The organism is Pseudomonas sp. DWP3-1-3b3 (assembly GCF_049896305.1).
GTDB lineage: Bacteria > Pseudomonadota > Gammaproteobacteria > Pseudomonadales > Pseudomonadaceae > Aquipseudomonas > Aquipseudomonas azotoformans_A.
Genome location: NZ_JAFCUA010000001.1, coordinates 758,974 through 778,211, shown reverse-complemented (window position 1 = coordinate 778,211; position 19,238 = coordinate 758,974). Strand labels below are relative to the sequence as shown.

Genomic DNA, 19,238 nt, shown 5'->3' with positions numbered 1-19,238 from the left:
GGCTTGCCCCGCGCTGGGCTGCGAAGCAGCCCCATCATTGCCACCGCGGTCTTTACAGATAGAACCGGGTGGCTGGTTTTAGGGCCGCTTCGCGCCCCAGCGCGGGGCAAGCCCGCTCACCACGGACAAGCCCGCTCACTACAACCACACCCACAGACCGTGCAGGCTTACTTGATACGTTGGCCCGGCTTGGCGCCGCTGTCAGGGCTGAGCAGGTAGATCTCTTCCCCACCAGGTCCGGCCGCCATCACCATGCCTTCGGAAACGCCAAACTTCATTTTCCGAGGCTTGAGGTTGGCGATCATCATGGTCAGGCGACCATCAAGCTTGGACGGGTCCGGATAAGCGCTCTTGATCCCGGAGAACACATTGCGTTGCTCGCCACCGAGGTCCAGGGTCAGACGCAGCAGCTTGTCGGCACCCTCCACGGCTTCGGCCTTGACGATCAGCGCGACACGCAGGTCCACGGCAGCAAAAGCATCAAAGTCGATTTCCGCAGAGATCGGGTCCTTGGCCAACTCACCATTGCCTGTAGGTGCAGCCGAACCGGTATCGGTCTGGCTGGCAACCAGGTCTTCTTTCGAAGCGTCGGTCATGGCCTGGACTTTCACCGGGTCGATACGGGTCATCAGCGGCTTGAACTCGTTCAACTGATGGTTGCTGAGCAAGGTGGCGTGATCGTTCCAGGTCAGCGGCGCCACATTGAGGAACGCCTCGGCGTCGGCGGCCAGCAACGGCAGCACCGGCTTGAGGAATATCACCAGTTGGCGGAACAGGTTGACGCCCGTGGCGCAGATCGCCTGGACTTCCGCCTGCTTGCCTTCCTGCTTGTTCAGCGACCACGGTGCCTTGTCGGCGATCCAGGCGTTGGCGCGGTCGGCCAGGCCCATGATCTCGCGCATGGCGCGGGCAAAGTCGCGCGCTTCATAAGCATCGGCAATGCTTGGCGCAGCGGCCAGGAACGCGTCAGTCAGTTCCGGCGCAGCGTTCTCGGCCACCAGCAGGCCCGCGTTGCCCTTGTGGATAAACCCGGCACAACGGCTGGCAATGTTGACGACCTTGCCGACCAGGTCCGAGTTGACCTTCTGTACAAAGTCTTCCAGGTTCAGGTCCAGGTCATCGACACCCCGGCCCAGCTTGGAGGCGTAGTAGTAGCGCAGGTATTCCGGCGACAAGTGGTCCAGGTAGGTGCGCGCCTTGATAAAGGTGCCACGGGACTTGGACATCTTCTGGCCGTTAACCGTCAGGTAGCCGTGCACCGCGATGGCGGTCGGCTTGCGGTAGCCCGACCCCTCAAGCATGGCCGGCCAGAACAGCGCGTGGAAGTTGACGATGTCCTTGCCGATGAAGTGGTACAGCTCGGCGGTGGAATCCTTGTTCCAGAACGCGTCGAAATCCAGCTCCGGCGTGCGGTCGCACAGGTTCTTGAAGCTGGCCATGTAGCCGATCGGCGCATCCAGCCACACGTAGAAATACTTGCCCGGCTCGCCTGGGATCTCGAAGCCGAAGTACGGCGCATCGCGGGAGATGTCCCACTGTTGCAGGCCGCTGTCGAGCCATTCGGAGAGTTTGTTGGCCACGGCGTCCTGCAGGGTGCCGCTGCGGGTCCAGGTTTGCAGCATCTGCTGGAAATCCGGGAGCTTGAAGAAGAAGTGCTGGGAGTCCTTGAGCACCGGGGTGGCGCCAGAAATTGCCGACTTGGGGTTCTTCAGCTCGGTGGGCGCATAGGTCGCACCGCATTTCTCGCAGTTGTCGCCGTACTGGTCTTCGGTGCCGCATTTCGGGCAGGTGCCCTTGATGAAGCGGTCGGCCAGGAACATTTTCTTTTCCGGGTCGAAATACTGGGTCACCGAACGCTGGTCGATATGCCCGGCTTCTTTCAAGCGCAGGTAGATCTGGCTCGACAGCTCACGGTTTTCTTCGGAGTGGGTCGAGTGGAAGTTATCGAAGTCCACCAGGAACTCGGCAAAGTCGGCGCTGTGTTCAGCCTGTACATTGGCGATCAGTTGTTCCGGGGTGATCCCTTCCTTTTCGGCGCGCAACATGATGGCCGAACCGTGGGCGTCGTCCGCGCAGACATAAATGCATTGATTGCCGCGATGCTTCTGGAAGCGCACCCACATATCGGTCTGGATGTACTCAAGCATATGGCCAAGATGGATGGAACCATTGGCATAGGGCAGGGCGCTGGTGACGAGGATCTTGCGTGGCTCGGACATGGGGCTCGGCTACTTGATGAAACGGAGGTCGGCCACTATAAAGCGCCGGGAAATATATTTCACCCCGTGGCGCTGTTTCAGAATCTTCCGAACCTGCGAAAGCATGCCGTAACGCCGCTGGAACGGTTAGGATAGCCGCCTGTTTCAGTCAGTCTTTTTCGGGAGTAGCCCATGAGCGCCGTCAATCGCGCAGCGGTGGAAGCCGTGCTTCGCCAGTACACCGACCCTTATTTGAACCAGGACCCGGTCAGTGCCGGCTGTGTGCGTGCCATCGAGGTCCAGGGCGACCAGGTGTCGGTTCAATTGGAACTGGGTTACGCCGCCGGCCTGTTCAAGAGCGGTTGGGCGCAGATGCTGCAGATGGCCATCGAGGGCCTCGACGGCGTGCGTTCGGCCAAGGTCGACATCCAGTGCGTGATCGCCGCGCACAAGGCCCAGGCGCAGATCCCGGGCCTGGCCAACGTCAAGAACGTGGTGGCCGTGGCCTCCGGCAAGGGCGGCGTGGGCAAATCCACCACGGCGGCCAACCTGGCCCTGGCCCTGGCCCGCGAAGGTGCGCGCGTGGGCATCCTCGACGCGGATATCTACGGCCCGAGCCAAGGCGTGATGTTCGGCATCGCCGAGGGCACACGGCCGAAGGTCAAGGACCAGAAGTGGTTCGTGCCAATTGAGTCCTTGGGCGTGGAAGTGATGTCCATGGCCTTCCTGACCGATGACAACACGCCGATGGTCTGGCGCGGGCCAATGGTCTCCGGCGCCTTGCTGCAACTGGTCACCCAGACCGCCTGGGGCGACTTGGACTACCTGGTGATCGACATGCCACCAGGCACCGGTGATATCCAACTGACCCTGGCACAGAAAGTCCCGGTGGCCGGTTCTGTGATCGTCACCACGCCCCAGGACCTGGCGCTGCTCGACGCGAGAAAAGGTGTGGAAATGTTCCGCAAGGTCAATATCCCGGTATTGGGCGTGGTGGAGAACATGGCAGTGCACATCTGCTCCAACTGCGGCCACGCCGAGCACCTGTTCGGCGAAGGCGGTGGCGAGAAGCTGGCCACCCAATATGGGGTGGAACTGCTGGCCTCATTGCCACTGTCGATGGTTATTCGTGAACAGGCGGACGGCGGCAAGCCGACGGTCGCGGCGGACCCTGATGGCCAGATCGCCATGGTTTACCAGGAACTGGCTCGCCATGTGGGCGCGCGTATTGTGCTGCAGGAAGCCGCTGCGCCAGTGATGCCGACCATCACCGTCAGCGACGACTGAGGGCATTGAAGGGAAAAAGCCTCGACGTTGTCGGGGCTTTTTCATATCTGGACGGTGGTCAAGGCGGGTTTATTTCTCATTTACGCAATTGGTCGTGTAAGCATTCGCTTACTTTTTCGTAAGCGTTTGGGTTTTTTACCCGCCAAGTCCGTCTCGGTTAAATGAAAGAGTTTTCTATCTTGTTGAAAAATAACAATTAATTATTGTCTGTTGAGCGTCGAAGCCTGTCAGCCACAGAAATGGATCCCGTTGAACTTCCTTTGGAACTCTCTAACATCAGCCCTGTGTCCACGGATTGACACAACCATCAAGGAACGATGGTTAAGGGAATATCGCAGGATGCGATTCATCAGGATGATGAAAAGGAATACAGGGACTAGGGAAAAAATGTGGGCGGGTCATACCGCCCCTTTTTTTTGCCTGTAGGAAAGTGACACCCACCTTCCAGAAACGCAAAAAGGCCCGCAAGGGGCCTTTTTGGACGCGACGCTATCAGCGTTCGAGGTCAGCAATTTTACCCGTCTTGCCATCCCATTCCGCAGCATCCGGCATCGGGTCTTTGCGCTCAGTGATATTCGGCCAGATTTCAGCCAGCTCGACGTTCAGCTGAATGAACTGCTCCATACCTGCCGGGACTTCATCCTCGGAGAAAATAGCGACGGCCGGGCATTCAGGTTCACACAGGGCGCAATCAATGCACTCGTCCGGGTGGATGACCAGGAAGTTCGGGCCTTCGTAGAAGCAGTCCACCGGACATACTTCCACGCAGTCGGTGTACTTGCACTTGATGCAGTTGTCGGTGACGACGAAGGTCATTTCTAATTTTCTCCTCAGGCGGCGGCAGCGAAACCCTTTGTGGCAGGGCTCGCGAGGTTCGGGAGCGATAGTCTGCAGGCCAGGCTAATAGCCTGCAGCATCCCAAACCGCGCGAGAGTCTACCAGCTTGCAAGCGTCAGCGTTATATCCGAGTCTTCAGTGCATATAACATTTCGAGCGCTTTTCGCGGCGTCAAGTCATCCAGGTCAAGCTTTGCCAACTCATCCAGCACCGGGTGGGGCAGGCTGGCGAACATATCACTCTGATGCGGCGCGGCCGGTTTGCTGGAGGCTTTGGCTGGGCTGGCGACCACGGTTTCATGGGGTAGGGCCGTGGTTTCCAGGCGGCTGAGGTGTTCGCGGGCGCGGGTGATCACGGCATTCGGCACACCGGCCAGTTGGGCAACGGCCAGGCCGTAACTCTGACTGGCCGGCCCCGGCAGCACGTGGTGCAGGAACACGATACGCTCGTTGTGCTCAGTGGCGTTCAGGTGCACGTTGGCCACCAGCGGTTCACTTTCCGGCAGCACGGTCAGTTCGAAATAGTGGGTGGCAAACAATGTATAGGCACGCAGATGCGCCAGGCGCTCGGCCGCCGCCCAGGCCAGGGACAGCCCGTCGAAGGTGCTGGTGCCGCGACCCACTTCGTCCATCAGCACCAGGCTGCGTTCAGTGGCGTTATGCAGGATGTTGGCGGTCTCGCTCATTTCCACCATAAAGGTCGAACGGCCACCGGCCAGGTCATCGCTGGAGCCGATCCGGGTGAAAATGCGATCCACCAAGGACAGCTCGCAACTGGCCGCCGGCACAAAGCTGCCGATGTGCGCCAACAGCACAATCAAAGCGGTCTGACGCATGTAGGTGGATTTACCGCCCATGTTCGGACCGGTGATCACCAGCATGCGGGTATCGTCGTCCAGCGACAGGTCGTTGGCGACGAACGGTGTGGTCAATACCTGCTCTACAACCGGGTGGCGACCTTGCACAATGCGCATGCACGGCTCGCTGACAAAACGCGGGCAGTTCAGGTCAAGGTTCAGCGCGCGCTCGGCCAGGTTGCTCAGCACATCCAACTCGGCCAGGGCGGCGGCGGTGTCCTGCAGCGGTGCCAACTGGCTGATCAGGTCTTCCAGCAGGTTTTCATAGAGCATCTTTTCCCGAGCCAGGGCACGGCTCTTGGCCGACAGTGCCTTGTCTTCGAATTCTTTCAGCTCTGGGGTGATAAACCGTTCGGCGCCTTTCAGTGTCTGGCGACGTTGATAGTCGATGGGGGCCGACTCGGCCTGCTTGCTCGGCAACTCGATGAAGTAGCCGTGCACGCGGTTGTACCCGACTTTCAGGTTGGCCAGGCCGGTACGGGCTTTTTCGCGGGCTTCCAGGTCAATCAGGAACTGCCCGGCGTTTTCGCTCAGGGCTTGCAGCTCGTCCAGCTCACTGTCGTAACCGGTCTTCAAGACGCCGCCGTCACGGATGATTGCCGGCGGGTTGTCGATGATGGCTTTTTCCAGCAGTGCCGCCAGTTCCGGATAAGTACCGGCGGTAACCGCGAGCTGTTGCAGGTGCGGTGTATCCAGTTCGGTCATCGCCGCTTGCAATTGTGGCAAGGCACCGAGGGCGTCACGCAGGCGCGCCAAGTCACGCGGCCGCGCATTACGCAGGCCGATCCGCGCCAGGATGCGCTCGATATCACCGATTTCCTTCAGCTGTGGCTGCAGCTTTTCAAAGCGATAGCCGTCCAGCAGGCAGGTAATAGAAGTCTGGCGCGCCTGCAGCACGCTCAAGTCGCGCAACGGTCGGTTCAGCCAGCGGGTCAGCAAGCGGCTGCCCATGGCGGTCTGGCAACGGTCGACCACCGATTGCAGGGTGTTATCACGCCCGCCGGCCAGGTTGGTGTCCAATTCCAGGTTGCGCCGGCTCGCGCCATCGAGCACCACAGTATCGTCCAGACGCTCATGGCGTAGGCTGCGCAAATGCGGCAGGGCGGTGCGCTGGGTTTCCTTGGCATAGCCCAGCAAGCAACCGGCGGCGCCGATGGCCAGGGTCAGGGTTTCGCAACCGAAGCCTTTAAGGTCCTGCACTGAAAACTGTTGGCACAGACTTTTCAACGCCGAGTCACGCTCAAAATCCCACGGCGCACGACGCTTGGCTCCACGGCGTTTTTCCGCCGGCAGATCCTTAGGCCAATCATCCGGAATCAACAGCTCAACCGGGTTGATGCGCTCCAGCTCCGCCAGCAGGTTCTCCCAGCCTTTGATCTCCAGCACGCTGAAGTTGCCGCTGGTGATATCCAGCACCGACAGGCCAAACAGACGCTCATCGCCCAACACTGCCGCGATCAGGTTATCGCGACGCTCATCCAGCAGCGCCTCATCACTCACCGTCCCCGGCGTAATAATGCGCACCACCTGACGTTCCACCGGCCCCTTGCTAGTGGCTGGGTCACCGATCTGCTCGCAGATCACCACCGACTCACCCAGTTTCACCAGCTTGACCAGGTAGCCTTCCAACGAGTGGTAAGGAATCCCACACATCGGAATCGACTGCCCCGCCGACTGCCCACGCGCCGTCAGGGTGATATCCAGCAGCTTGGCGGCCTTCTTCGCGTCTTCGTAGAAGATCTCGTAGAAGTCGCCCATGCGGTAGAACATCAACTGATCAGGGTGCTGGTTCTTGAGGCGCCAGTACTGCTGCATCATCGGGGTGTGGGAGGACAGATCGGACGTGTTTTTACTCATTGGGTCGTAGGCAAATTCGTTGAAAGGAGTGGGGCAAAGGTGGGGCATTCCGCCCTGCGATTTTGCGATGGGCGCAAGGTTAACACGCGAGGTCTGCCGTTCGCAGTCCACATCACCCCACTTGAAATAGCCCAGGAAATGCATCGAGTTTGCATAAATAATGCAAATTAGCATTTGCCAACCCCAAAATCTCCCGTCACTATCCCCGTTATGCAAAAACGCAACGTTTCTATCGTCTTACGCGAACTGCTGGACCGCGACCGGATCTCTCCCACGGAGCTTCACCGGCGTACCGGCGTGCCTCAATCCACGCTGTCCCGGATCCTCAGCGGCAAGATCGTTGATCCGTCGGACAAGCACATTTCCCGCATCGCCGAGTACTTCCGCGTGAGTACCGACCAACTGCGCGGGCGCGCGGCGGTGGGTGGTTCGCGGGAGGACGGGCGCGACCCGATGCATTCGGAACTCAAGGACATAAGCCTGTGGGACGACGACACGCCCGTTAATGACGACGAGGTGTCGATCCCCTTTCTGCGCGAGGTTGAATTGGCTGCTGGATCAGGAAGATTCGTCATCGAGGAAAGCGAGAAGGCCAGTCTGCGGTTCGGCAAGCGCAGCCTGCGGCATAACGGTGTGCAGTTCGACCAGGCCAAGTGTGTGACGGTGCGTGGCAACAGCATGTTGCCGGTGCTGCGTGATGGTGCGACGGTCGGGGTGAACGCGGGCAAAAGCGGCATTGGTGATATCGTCGATGGTGACTTGTATGCCATCAACCACAACGGCCAATTGCGGGTGAAACAGCTCTACCGCCTGCCTTCCGGAATTCGCCTGCGCAGTTTCAATCGCGACGAGCACCCGGATGAGGACTACAGCTTCCAGGATATCCAGGATGAGCAGATCAGCATCCTGGGTCATGTGTTCTGGTGGGGCATGTACGCCCGTTAACCTTCTTCTGTAAGAAAAAGCCCGCCAACGAGCGGGCTTTTTTTCGCCTGGAAAAAACCACCAAACCCGCTGTCCACAAGAACGAAAATGCATTCGTGCATTTGAGTGCTAAAAATAAATGCATTTGTGCATTGACTGTATATGCATACATGCATATTCTCCATCTCAAGCCAGCCAACAAGGCTTGGTGGAGGCGGCAAGGATGCTGCCAGTCAACACAAGGAAGGCACGCAACACCGGCAAGGACGCCATCCGAGCGATGGCAAGGACGCCAGCAACACCGGCAAGGATGCCGACGCTCTTTAGTTTCACCGCTTAACAAACAGGCAGCGATGAACCGGCCTTAACGGTTCAGAGGGTTGGCAACTGACCCGGGTGTGCAGCGTAAAGCACCAGAAGCAGTTATCCGGCAGACAGGGATCGTGGTCGGAAAAACATCGAGGAAAGGTCCGTACCGCGCCAGTAGCGCCGAAAGACCGAGGACATCATTACTGAAAAGCCCGGGCAATCGGGCTTTTTGGAATGCCTACCTACCCATGGATTTACCCAAGAGCCGGCCCCGTGCCGGTAGTGCTCAGCCAGGAGGCGTGACATGACAAACGAGCAGCAAGCGTTAGCGGAAATGCCTATCTGGCTGGTGATCGTACTGGCGCTGATTGGCGGTGTATCCGGCGAAATGTGGCGCGCCGACAAGGAGGGCGCCCGCGGTTGGTCGCTGATCCGGCGCCTGGCGCTGCGGTCCGGGGCATGCATGGTCTGCGGGGTATCGGCATTGATGCTGTGCTACGCCGCCGGCATGTCGATCTGGACCGCTGGCGCCATTGGCTGCCTGACGGCCATGGCCGGTGCGGACGTGGCCATCGGCCTTTATGAACGCTGGGCGGCCAAGCGTATCGGGGTCAACGAGACCCCAACCTCTCGCCCGGATCAGCAGTAACCGCTGCAAGGATGCAAGCAGATGACACTTCTCGAAAAACCTTCCCAACTGCCTGTGGCGATTGGGGGCGTGCTGAAGAGCGCTTTCCCACAGCTGCACGTAGGCAAGCACCATGACTTTCCCGGAACGGGCGATAAAGCTGGCATTTTGATCAGCGTGGAGCGCAATGGCCCCGGCGTGCGCTCTCTTGCAGGGCGCAAGGCGCACGCCTTGTCGGTTTCACTCAAGGCCATGGTTGCCAGCGGATCGGCACCCTTTGATGCCTGTGACCTGGCCAGCCAATTGATGGATCTGGCCCTGGATAACCGCTGGGGCCTGCCGCCTGATCAATGTGACCTGCCCACCGCGATTGTCGCGGCACCTTCCGTGCTCACCAGCGCGGAAACGGACTATGACACTTGGATTGTATCCTTCAACCAGAACTTTTACCTCGGACTGTCTCTGCTCAAAGATCCCGCAGGCATGCCGCCGTCTACGGACCTGTATGTAGGTGGGTGTGAGAGGGCGGCGAATGTAACGCCGCTTCCTAATCAATCACACGGAAAAGGTGGTTCAGTAAAAGGAATTTGCAGATGTTGAAAGAATTCAGATGCGGTAACTGCAACCGACTTCTCGCCCGCACGGGTGGGTTTACAGAGCTCCAGATCAAATGTTCCCGATGTGGGACGCTGAATCAAGTGAAGGCCGCGAGCCTCGAGCAATCGCCCATGAGCGCCATACGCCCAATCCAGAGGCCTGAACTTAAATCAGCTCAGTAACGGAGTTTAAAATGGAAAACGCAAACTCGGCGTCTCAAACCTTGCAAGATCTTTGGACTCAAGTACAACCGGTGGATAACACCGGCATGCTTAGGCGCGTGGTTTTTGCGCAAGGCAAGTTTTATGCGGTTGGTGGCAACGGCCTTACCACAACCACTCAGGTTGCCAGCGGAGGCGCAACTGGTACCGCGTGGACCAAGCTTAAGGGCGCCGTCACCTCTGATAGCGCAAAGGTCCTCAACGAGCTGTACTGGAACGGTATTGGGGTATCGCTTCAAGCCCTTTCTCAATCCGGCAATCTGCTCTTCGGCGACGCAGCACGCCCTGAAAGGGTTTGGACAGACCTTACGGCAACTGTTCGCGCGTCCGCGGACTTGCAAGGCATTGTGTTTTATCAACCAATTTCCGGTAACAGCTACACCTGGATACTGGTTGGGTCTAACGGTAAAGTATTTTCCCGTTATAGCGATTGGTCAGGCCTGGTGGAGCGCACTACCACCTTCACTTCTAGCGAGACTGTGTACTGCGTCAACGTCATTGGCAGTTTTGTGTTGGTTGCGGGATCGAATGGGAAGCTGCTTAGCGCAGTGAAGATGGCGACGGAAAATCCGCAAACATTCACGCCCAGAACCAGCACCTTTGGCACTAGCACTATCCTTTCCATGAAGCTTTGCAACGGGAAAATGTTTATCGTTGGTGCGGATGGCAAGATGGCATATTCATCCGATGGGCTTAGCTGGACTGCTGTTGAAGATACCAGTTTCGGTGGAACCATCATCCGCGACATTGCTTACGGTAATGGCAAGTATGTAGCTGTCGGCGACGGCGGCAAGACAGCCGTTTCCGAGGATGGGATCGGTTGGGTTCAGCAAGCCAACACTTTCGCAGGAACCGATATCCGGAGCGTCGCCTATGGCAACGGCAAGTTTATAGCTGTTGGTGCAGACGGCAAGATTGCTTACTGGATTCCATGATCTTCTGTCTCCTTGCGTAATAGAGCCCAGCCGTCGCGCTGGGCTTTTTCATTTCTGATTCAGGCTCGCCACAGCCAGGGTGGCCCTTCGGGGGATGCCTGGACGCTGATAAGCCGGTAGTGCAGCGCTACGGAAAAAAACCGGCAGCCCGTGCGCTCTGTTCACACCAGACTTCCAGAGTGGCGCGAGACTGGATTGGCGAGATCGATGCATTGGGGCGGTGATCGCCAGTTGTTGGCATCAGGACGACCTGGCGAATTGGCGTACCTGGGTGATCTTCTTAATCACTGGGGGCGCGAGTTCGTTGCACCTGGCTGGAATGGTCAGTGCCTATCGCAGTTCTAACACGGACGTTGGTTTGTCTACCTAGGGGGGGGTCAAGGTGACCGTGGTGGTGATAACGCAGCCTCAATTGATTCAAATCATTCCAGGCGCTAGCCGTATGGCAGGAGTTTTTTCAACCGCGTTGAATGCGTCTTTTGTTCGGTACGAAATCAACAGCGTGCTGCGCGTCGCCGCTTTTCTCGCGCAGATCGGCCACGAATCCGGCGAACTGCACTACGTGCGCGAACTCGGCAGCGATACTTATTTGAGCAAGTACGACACCGGTACGTTGGCCGCGCGCCTGGGCAATACGCCTGAAGCGGACGGTGACGGCCAAAAGTACCGGGGCAGGGGGCTGATCCAGGTCACCGGTCGCCGCAACTACCTGGCATGCAGCCAAGCGCTGTTCGGCGATGATCGCTTGCTGCAACGACCCGAATTACTGGAGCAACCACAATGGGCCTGTGAATCCGCCGCCTGGTTCTGGCAAAGCAATGGCTTGAATGAACTCGCCGACAAGGACCAGTTCACCACCATCACCCGGCGTATCAACGGCGGGCTCAATGGCCTGGAGGACCGTTTGCAGTTGTGGGCGCGGGCGAAGGCGGTGTTATGCGTTTCTTAGTTGCGATTGGTGTATGCGTGCTGGTGGTCGTTGTCTGGCAGGTGCAGGCGTGGCGGTACGGGGCACAGATTGAACGCTTGTCGGCCGCACAGACCCAGAAAGCCCTGCATCTACAGCAGGCCGAGCAAGACAGACGGCTGGCCCTTGAGCAACAGCTCAGTGCCATCGACCAACAACATGCCCGGGAGTTGAGCGATGCCCAACGTACTCAAGCAGCTTTGCGTGACCGCATTGCCACTGCTGATGTGCGGCTGTCAGTCCTTCTCGACGCCTCCAGTGGCTGCCCAATGCCAGCCGCCACCGCCGCCGGCAGCGTGGTTCATGCAGCCCCGCGAGCCCGACTTGACCCAGCGCATGCTCAGCGAATTATCCGCATCACCGACGACGGCGACAGCGCCCTGATTGCCTTGCGTGCCTGCCAGGCGTATGTGCGAGCCGTCGCCCGTTAGTGTCTTGAGACAGTCCGTCACTTGCGTGTGAGATTGTCTCCTGTAGGGTAGGCGAACCCCCGCCCACGACTGGAGACGACCTTGAAGGAAATCACTCAACTCGCTGCCGAACTGGGCCGCCGCCTGCAGGTGCTCAACGCCCATGTCACCACGGCCGAGTCCTGCACCGGCGGCGGTATCGCGGAGGCCATCACGCGAATTCCGGGCAGCTCAGCCTGGTTCGAGGCGGGCTATGTCACCTATTCCAATCGGCAGAAGACCCGGCAATTGAATGTGCCGGAGACATTGTTTGCAAAAGTCGGGGCTGTCAGCCAGGAAGTGGTGGAGGCAATGGTCCGTGGCGCCCAGGAAAAAAGCCTGGCGCGGTTTGCTGTCGCTGTCAGTGGCGTGGCAGGGCCGGACGGTGGTTCGCCAGACAAACCGGTGGGCACCGTATGGCTGGCGTTTGGCGTGGGCGAAGAGATCACGGCCGAGCTTGAGCACTTCACCGGCAACCGCGACGAGGTCCGCCGACAAACGGTAAAGGCCGCGCTAGAGGGCTTGTTGCGACGAGCTGCAACAGAAATAGAAAATCAGGGGTAGGCGATCTCCGATCTTTGTGGAACAATACTGTCTACTTATACAGGTGTTGGCCGCCCCGGCCTTATTGATTACGTGAGGACTTTAATGGACGACAACAAGAAGAAAGCCTTGGCTGCGGCCCTGGGTCAGATCGAACGTCAATTCGGCAAGGGTGCCGTAATGCGTATGGGCGATCACGACCGTCAGGCGATCCCGGCTATTTCCACGGGCTCTCTGGGTCTGGACATCGCGCTCGGCATTGGCGGCCTGCCAAAAGGCCGTATCGTTGAAATCTACGGTCCTGAATCTTCCGGTAAAACTACCCTGACTTTGTCGGTGATTGCCCAGGCGCAGAAAATGGGCGCCACCTGTGCGTTCGTCGACGCCGAGCACGCCCTGGACCCTGAATACGCCGGCAAACTGGGCGTCAACGTTGACGACCTGCTGGTTTCCCAGCCGGACACCGGTGAGCAAGCCCTGGAAATCACCGACATGCTGGTGCGCTCCAACGCCATCGACGTGATCGTGGTCGACTCCGTGGCGGCCCTGGTGCCCAAGGCTGAAATCGAAGGCGAAATGGGTGACATGCACGTGGGCCTGCAAGCCCGTCTGATGTCCCAGGCGCTGCGTAAAATCACCGGTAACATCAAGAACGCCAACTGCCTGGTGATCTTCATCAACCAGATCCGTATGAAGATCGGCGTGATGTTCGGCAGCCCGGAAACCACCACCGGTGGTAACGCGCTGAAGTTCTACGCTTCGGTCCGTCTGGACATCCGCCGTACTGGCGCGGTGAAAGAAGGTGACGAGGTTGTCGGTAGCGAAACCCGCGTTAAAGTCGTGAAGAACAAGGTGGCCCCGCCTTTCCGTCAGGCCGAGTTCCAGATTCTCTACGGCAAGGGTATCTACCTGAATGGCGAGATGATCGACCTGGGCGTGCTGCACGGTTTCGTCGAGAAATCCGGTGCCTGGTATGCCTACAACGGCAGCAAGATCGGTCAAGGCAAGGCCAACTCGGCCAAGTTCCTGGCGGACAACCCGGACATCGCTGCCACGCTTGAAAAGCAGATTCGCGACAAGCTGCTGACTGCCGCTCCAGACGTGAAAGCTGCCGCCAACCGCGAGCCGGTTGAAGAAGTGGAAGAAGCTGACACTGACATCTAAAGATGACAGTTGTACTGGATACACTCGTCGCCGTTCGGCGCACTGCAATGGACCTGCTCGCTCGACGCGAACATGGTCGAGTTGAGCTGACGCGTAAACTGCGTCAGCGCGGCGCAGAGCCCGAGATGATCGAAACCGCCCTCGACCGCTTGACGGAAGAGGGGTTGCTTTCCGAAGCCCGATACCTCGAAAGTTTTGTTTCCTATCGCGCTCGCTCGGGCTATGGCCCGGCGCGTATTCGTGAAGAGCTGAGCCAGCGTGGCCTGCAACGCGCTGATATCGACCTTGCCCTGCGCGAGTGCGGAATCAGTTGGCAGGCGCAGTTGGAAGACACCTGGCGGCGCAAGTTCTCTGGCCATCTGCCGATTGATGCCAAGGAACGGGCGAAGCAGGGACGATTCCTCAGCTATCGCGGGTTTTCGATGGAAATGATCACCCGCTTGTTGAGCGGCCGTGACATGGATGATTGATCTTCTGAACAAACAAAAAGACCCACTATGAAAATAGTGGGTCTTTTTTTTACCCTCAAAAAATCACGCTGGCTCCGGCGCCACTCGCTGCTGCGCCTTGCCCTGAGCCTGTGCCCAGTTCTCCGGTAAATTGATGTAGTCCACCAACTCCCGCAGCCGGCCCTGATCGCGCCCGTTGAAGTTGAACACCAGCCGCGTCAAATGACTGAACCTTGGTTCATCATGTTCCTCGCCGGTATACGCGAGCTGCTGAAACTCTCCACTCAGTCGCAGGCTGGCGAACTCGCCTTGCAAATGGGCCAATGCGCGTTCACTGAGCGGGTGATTCATGCGCACCACAAACTCGCGTTTCAGCCAACGGGTGGAGTGGAAGTTGGCATAAAACTGGTTGATCTCTTCCACCGCCTCTTCGGCGCTGTACACCAGGCGTACCAGCTTGAGGTCGGTGGGCAGGATGTAGCGGTTGGCTTCCAACTGGCTGCGGATAAAGTCCAGGGCGCCTTGCCAGAATCCGCCACCCGGCGCGTCCAGCAGCACCACTGGCACCAGCGGACTCTTGCCTGTCTGGATCAGGGTCAGCACTTCCAATGCTTCATCCAGGGTGCCGAAACCGCCTGGGCACAGCACCAGGGCATCGGCTTCCTTGACGAAGAACAGCTTGCGGGTAAAGAAGAAGTGGAAGGACAGCAGGTTCTCAGTGCCATCGATGGTCGGGTTGGCATGCTGTTCAAACGGCAGGGTGATGTTGAACCCCAGGCTGTGTTCCAGGCCCGCGCCTTCGTGGGCGGCGGCCATGATGCCGCCACCGCCGCCGGTGATCACCATCAGGTCCGAACGTGCCAGTGCCGCGCCGACTTCGCGGGCCAGTGCATACAACGGGCTTTCTATCGGTGTGCGAGCCGAGCCGAACACCGTGACCTTGCGGCGGCCCTTGAACTGTTCGAGCACGCGAAAGGCATTGTCCAGCTCGCGAATGGCTTGCAGGGTGATCTTGGCGTTCCAGCGGTTGCGGTCGTCCTGGGCCATGCGCAGCACGGTGAGGATCATGTCGCGATACAGGGGGATATTCGGGCTGTTGGGGGCGATCAGCTGGAGTTGTGCGTCGACCTGCTGGGTGAGGTCGGTGCCGTGTTGTTCAAAATGTCGGAGCAGGCGGTCATTCGGTTCGTAAGGCATTCAACTTCTCCTTCTTGCAGGGCACCTTCGCCGCAGGCGACGACACTGCTTGTGTCGCTGTTCGCCGCAGGGGGCAACCTTCTTTTGCCCTGAAAATGTTACAGAACAGCATGAAAAGCGCTGTAGATGAATGGTTGGGATGACTTGATCATGGGCCGGAAAACCTTTGGCTGGCAACCACTTATTGGTAGCGCAGTTCAGAGTCTAGCTGGCCGGAAGGCGTTGACGCGGGGGAGTGCGCGCCACCGGACGGCAGCACGCGAAGGTCGAGCCGTTACTTTTTCTTTTTTGCCGGAGCCGGGCAATCCGCTTCCACGAACTTCACCGACGCCACAGGACGGTTGGTCTTGTTCTCAGTGATTTCGTAACGCATCACCGCGCCCTTGGCCATCAACTCGCGGTAGCCCTTGTTCAGGCACACGCTCTGACCGAGCTGGAAGTACACCGCCTTGGGGTTGGCGCGCATCTGTTCGGCGCGGTCGGGCAGGACGCTCAGGTGGTCGATCAGTTGCATGCCTTCAACGGTGTAGGCCACTTCCAGGGTCTTTTCGTCGATTTCCCGGGGCAGGTCCTTGTTGCTCTCAGCCGCGACGCTTTGCAGCTTGCGGTTCATTTGGGCCTCCAGCAGCGAGGCCGCCTGGGCGCACACGGGCAATACCAGCGCGAGGGCGACGGATGGGGCGACAAGGCGCAGCATGGAACGCAGCATGAAACTCTCCTGATTCGGTTACTGGTGCATAGACCAGCCACTGCGCTGTGCGTTCAGTGGCGCGCAATTATAGGTGAGCCCTTGCCACTACAGCCAGGCGTATCGCTGGTAAACTGCCGCCACTTCAGCCGTCCACGAGTTTTCACCGTGTCGATCTACCCATCCCACCGGCGCATCCGATGAGCCACGCCGTTTCCCGCCTGCGCACCCAGCGCCTGGCCCGTGCCGTCCGGCCGTTCCTCAACCGTGGTTCGCGTGCCGAACGCTGCCCCGGCTGCCGGGTCATTCCTGAGTACTGCCTGTGTGCCTGGCGGCCCAACGTCGCCGCAACTTCAGCGATGTGCCTGCTGATGCACGACGTCGAACCCATGAAACCGAGCAATACCGGCTGGCTGATCGCCGATGTGATCGACGACACCACCGCGTTCGCCTGGTCACGTACCGAGGTCGATCCTGACCTGCTCACATTGCTGGCCGACCCGCAGTGGCAGCCCTATATCGTGTTCCCCGGCGAATTCGTCGCACCGGAGCGCGTCGTCAGCGAGGTGAAGGTCGAGGAGGGCAAACGTCCACTGTTCATCCTGCTGGACGGCACTTGGAGCGAAGCGCGCAAAATGTTCCGCAAAAGCCCGTACCTGGAGCATTTGCCGGTGCTCAGCCTGGCGCCCGAGCAGCTGTCGCGCTACAAACTGCGCCGTTCCAAGCGCGACGACCACTTCTGCACCGCCGAAGTCGCTGCTCTATGCCTTGAGCTGGCCGATGACCTGGTGGCCAGTGAAGTCCTGGACGCCTACCTGGATGTGTTCAGCACCCATTACCTGGCCGCCAAGTTCCAGATGCCGCTGGATCCGACGGATACTGTTCATACGCGCCTTGCTCCCTATATTGCGACGGTATAACCAGACGACGTTTGCATGATGGCACCCCAACCCCGCAACCCGCTAAAATGCCCACGGGCGTAGCGCTTGACCCTCCAGGCTACGCTGGGCATGCTGGGCGCCGATCAGGGCACCCCTAAAAAACAGGATCATTTAATCAATGGCCACATACGAAATCCTGATAGCCGATGACCACCCGCTGTTTCGCAGTGCGTTGCACCAGGCCGTGACCTTGGGCCTTGGCCCGGACGTCCGCCTGGTTGAAGTGGCCAGCATTGCCGAGCTGGAAGCCCGTCTCACCGAAAAGTCCGACTGGGACCTGGTGCTGCTCGACCTGAACATGCCCGGTGCCTACGGTTTCTCCGGGTTGGTGCTGTTGCGCGGCCAATACCCGCAGATCCCCGTGGTGATGGTCTCGGCCCAGGAAGAAGCCGACGTGGTGGTGCGCTCCAAGGAGTTTGGCGCCAGCGGTTTCATTCCCAAGTCCAGCGCGATGGAAGATATCCAGAAATCTGTGCGCACGGTGCTGGATGGCGATGTGTCATGGCCGCCACAGGCGTTCGAAGAAATCAACGTGTCCGACGAAGCCAAGGCCGCCCGTGATGGCCTTGCCAGCCTGACACCACAGCAGTTCCGGGTGCTGACCATGGTCTGCGAAGGCTTGTTGAACAAGCAGATTGCCTACGAGTTGAGCGTATCGGAAGCCACCATCAAGGCCCACGTCACGGCGATCTTCCGCAAACTGGGCGTGCGTACACGCACCCAGGCGGCGCTGCTCTTGCAACAACTTGAGTCAATTTCGCAGCATTAAGCTGTGATCGATTCACGCTTTTTTGACTTGGCGTGATCTAGTTTCCCCACTTCTTTGGTTCAGTTGCCTACGTCTATGTCGCCTTTCAAGGGTCAAACCGGTATCAAACGTATCTTCAATGCGGGGGGGTATTCCCTGGATGGCCTGCGTGCGGCTTTCACTGGCGAGGCGGCATTCCGTCAGTTGGTGTTGCTCAACGTGATCCTGATCCCATTGAGCTTTTTCCTGAATGTGAGCCGGGTCGAGCGTGCTTTGCTCATCGCCGTGTGCCTGCTGGCGTTGATTGTCGAGTTGCTCAACTCGGCAGTCGAAGCGGCAATCGACCGCATCTCCCTTGACCGCCACCCGCTGTCGAAAAACGCCAAGGACATGGGCAGCGCCGCGCAATTCGTTGCGCTGACCATGATCACCCTGGTCTGGGCCGTGATCCTGATCTAACCCTCAGGCAATGCTCGGCAGCACGATCTCGTCGCTGCGCTGAACCCCGGCGGTGAAGGCGCGGCACAGTTCCAGGAACTCGCGCATCGCCGAGGTCTGGTACTTCTGCTTATGCCAGATGAAGTAGAACTGCCGGGCCAGGTCCAGGTCCGGGGTTTCCACCGGTACCAGGCTGCCACGCCGGAATGCGTCGCGCAGGGCCAGCCGCGAAATACAGCCAATCCCCAGCCCCGACTCCACCGCGCGTTTGATCGCCTCAGTGTGTTCCAGCTCCAGGCGAATATTCAGCGCGCTACGGTGATGGCGCATGGCTTGGTCAAAGGTCAGGCGTGTGCCTGAGCCTTGTTCCCGCAGGATCCACGCCTCATGGGTCAACTCGTCCATGGTTGCCACGCCGCGCTTGGCTAAATGATGTTGCGGCGCGCAGAACACCACCAGTTCATCCTCCACCCAGGTTTGCACCTCGATATCCGGGTGGCTGCAGTCGCCTTCGATTAGACCCAGGTCAATTTCGTAGTGCGCCACCTGATGCACGATATGCGCAGTGTTCTGCACATGCAGTTTCACCTGGCTCTCGGGGTGTTGCTGCATGAAGCTGCCGATCAGCAACGTGGCCAGGTAATTGCCGATGGTGAGGGTGGCGCCGACCGCCAGGGAACCGAAGCCGGACTTGCCGTTAAGCAGGTCCTCGATCTCCTTGGCCTGGTCCAACAGCGCCACTGCCTGGGGCAATAGCTGATGACCGAGGGCGTTGAGGCTCAGGCGTTTGCCCGCGCGGTCGAATAATTGGCAGCTGGATTGGCGCTCCAGCTCGGTGATCGAGGTGCTGGCGGCGGATTGAGATAATGCCAGAAGGCCAGCAGCGCGCGAGACGCTTTCCTGCTGGGCGACGGCGACGAAGACTTGCAGTTGACGGAGAGTAAATCGCATATCGATATAACCGATAACCCTTATCTTAATAATCCAGTTAACAGATATTGTCGC

20 protein-coding genes are annotated in these 19,238 nt (G+C 59.1%); 14 read left to right on the top strand and 6 right to left on the bottom strand.

Translation table 11 applies throughout. The annotated features are described in order from the left end of the window. Positions 1 to 167 precede the first annotated feature (167 nt). Entirely contained in the window at positions 168 to 2,219 is a 2,052-nt protein-coding gene (metG, locus tag ACP7BX_RS03865) for a methionine--tRNA ligase (RefSeq protein WP_426128420.1), read from the bottom strand. 171 nt (positions 2,220 to 2,390) lie between these two features. On the opposite strand from metG, the gene apbC reads away from it, so the two are divergent. Further along, a complete protein-coding gene (apbC, locus tag ACP7BX_RS03860) occupies positions 2,391 to 3,485 on the top strand; it encodes an iron-sulfur cluster carrier protein ApbC (protein WP_426128422.1) in 1,095 nt (364 codons plus the stop codon). 492 nt (positions 3,486 to 3,977) lie between these two features. On the opposite strand, the gene fdxA is transcribed toward apbC, so the two are convergent. Together fdxA and mutS are read right to left on the bottom strand one after the other, a co-directional pair. Beyond that, positions 3,978 to 4,301: a ferredoxin FdxA gene (gene fdxA / locus ACP7BX_RS03855; RefSeq protein WP_033899812.1), complete on the bottom strand. Its 324-nt coding sequence runs from the start codon at positions 4,299 to 4,301 to the stop codon at positions 3,978 to 3,980. 142 nt (positions 4,302 to 4,443) lie between these two features. Then, entirely contained in the window at positions 4,444 to 7,035 is a 2,592-nt protein-coding gene (gene mutS, locus ACP7BX_RS03850) for a DNA mismatch repair protein MutS (RefSeq protein WP_177076295.1), read from the bottom strand. 210 nt (positions 7,036 to 7,245) lie between these two features. On the opposite strand from mutS, the gene ACP7BX_RS03845 reads away from it, so the two are divergent. The 10 genes from ACP7BX_RS03845 to recX all read left to right on the top strand — a co-directional run bounded on the left by ACP7BX_RS03845 (position 7,246) and on the right by recX (position 14,242). Continuing rightward, positions 7,246 to 7,980 carry a LexA family transcriptional regulator gene (locus tag ACP7BX_RS03845; protein ID WP_314525263.1) on the top strand — a complete coding sequence of 245 codons (735 nt, stop codon included), beginning with the start codon at positions 7,246 to 7,248 and terminating at the stop codon, positions 7,978 to 7,980. A gap of 592 nt (positions 7,981 to 8,572) precedes the next feature. Continuing rightward, complete coding sequence (locus ACP7BX_RS03840; protein WP_016977943.1) at positions 8,573 to 8,917, top strand: phage holin family protein; 345 nt, start codon at positions 8,573 to 8,575, stop codon at positions 8,915 to 8,917. Positions 8,918 to 8,938: 21 nt separating this feature from the next. Beyond that, positions 8,939 to 9,496, top strand: coding sequence for a hypothetical protein (locus tag ACP7BX_RS03835; protein ID WP_426128425.1), 558 nt, complete (start codon positions 8,939 to 8,941; stop codon positions 9,494 to 9,496). Continuing rightward, complete coding sequence (locus ACP7BX_RS03830; RefSeq protein WP_314525270.1) at positions 9,490 to 9,675, top strand: Com family DNA-binding transcriptional regulator; 186 nt, start codon at positions 9,490 to 9,492, stop codon at positions 9,673 to 9,675. Before ACP7BX_RS03835 ends, ACP7BX_RS03830 begins: the two co-directional genes overlap by 7 nt. A gap of 11 nt (positions 9,676 to 9,686) precedes the next feature. Then, positions 9,687 to 10,649 (top strand): hypothetical protein, encoded by a 963-nt coding sequence (locus tag ACP7BX_RS03825; RefSeq protein WP_426128427.1) that lies wholly within the window; start codon positions 9,687 to 9,689, stop codon positions 10,647 to 10,649. 391 nt (positions 10,650 to 11,040) lie between these two features. Next, entirely contained in the window at positions 11,041 to 11,598 is a 558-nt protein-coding gene (locus ACP7BX_RS03820) for a glycoside hydrolase family 19 protein (protein WP_426128429.1), read from the top strand. Then, a complete protein-coding gene (locus ACP7BX_RS03815) occupies positions 11,586 to 12,047 on the top strand; it encodes a lysis system i-spanin subunit Rz (protein ID WP_016977938.1) in 462 nt (153 codons plus the stop codon). The genes ACP7BX_RS03820 and ACP7BX_RS03815 overlap by 13 nt, the downstream gene beginning before the upstream one ends. A gap of 81 nt (positions 12,048 to 12,128) precedes the next feature. Beyond that, positions 12,129 to 12,629 carry a nicotinamide-nucleotide amidohydrolase family protein gene (locus ACP7BX_RS03810; RefSeq protein WP_314525280.1) on the top strand — a complete coding sequence of 167 codons (501 nt, stop codon included), beginning with the start codon at positions 12,129 to 12,131 and terminating at the stop codon, positions 12,627 to 12,629. An 84-nt stretch (positions 12,630 to 12,713) separates the two neighbouring features. Next, positions 12,714 to 13,772, top strand: coding sequence for a recombinase RecA (recA, locus tag ACP7BX_RS03805; RefSeq protein ID WP_003189042.1), 1,059 nt, complete (start codon positions 12,714 to 12,716; stop codon positions 13,770 to 13,772). 2 nt (positions 13,773 to 13,774) lie between these two features. Further along, a complete protein-coding gene (recX, locus tag ACP7BX_RS03800; RefSeq protein ID WP_426128432.1) occupies positions 13,775 to 14,242 on the top strand; it encodes a recombination regulator RecX in 468 nt (155 codons plus the stop codon). Positions 14,243 to 14,305: 63 nt separating this feature from the next. Here the strand turns inward: recX and ACP7BX_RS03795 are convergent, their stop codons facing one another. Together ACP7BX_RS03795 and ACP7BX_RS03790 are read right to left on the bottom strand one after the other, a co-directional pair. After that, entirely contained in the window at positions 14,306 to 15,418 is a 1,113-nt protein-coding gene (locus ACP7BX_RS03795; RefSeq protein ID WP_133074478.1) for a TIGR00730 family Rossman fold protein, read from the bottom strand. A 274-nt stretch (positions 15,419 to 15,692) separates the two neighbouring features. Beyond that, on the bottom strand, positions 15,693 to 16,127 hold the full coding sequence (locus tag ACP7BX_RS03790; protein WP_016977934.1) for a PA3611 family quorum-sensing-regulated virulence factor: 435 nt from the start codon (positions 16,125 to 16,127) through the stop codon (positions 15,693 to 15,695). A gap of 179 nt (positions 16,128 to 16,306) precedes the next feature. On the opposite strand from ACP7BX_RS03790, the gene ACP7BX_RS03785 reads away from it, so the two are divergent. From ACP7BX_RS03785 to ACP7BX_RS03775, 3 genes are all read left to right on the top strand, one after another. Next, entirely contained in the window at positions 16,307 to 17,026 is a 720-nt protein-coding gene (locus tag ACP7BX_RS03785) for a tRNA-uridine aminocarboxypropyltransferase (RefSeq protein WP_038847867.1), read from the top strand. 139 nt (positions 17,027 to 17,165) lie between these two features. Then, positions 17,166 to 17,816, top strand: coding sequence for a response regulator transcription factor ErdR (erdR, locus tag ACP7BX_RS03780; RefSeq protein ID WP_426128435.1), 651 nt, complete (start codon positions 17,166 to 17,168; stop codon positions 17,814 to 17,816). A gap of 75 nt (positions 17,817 to 17,891) precedes the next feature. Then, on the top strand, positions 17,892 to 18,254 hold the full coding sequence (locus ACP7BX_RS03775) for a diacylglycerol kinase (RefSeq protein ID WP_003172176.1): 363 nt from the start codon (positions 17,892 to 17,894) through the stop codon (positions 18,252 to 18,254). A gap of 3 nt (positions 18,255 to 18,257) precedes the next feature. Here the strand turns inward: ACP7BX_RS03775 and ACP7BX_RS03770 are convergent, their stop codons facing one another. Then, positions 18,258 to 19,184, bottom strand: coding sequence for a LysR family transcriptional regulator (locus tag ACP7BX_RS03770; protein ID WP_003189054.1), 927 nt, complete (start codon positions 19,182 to 19,184; stop codon positions 18,258 to 18,260). Positions 19,185 to 19,238 lie beyond the last annotated feature (54 nt).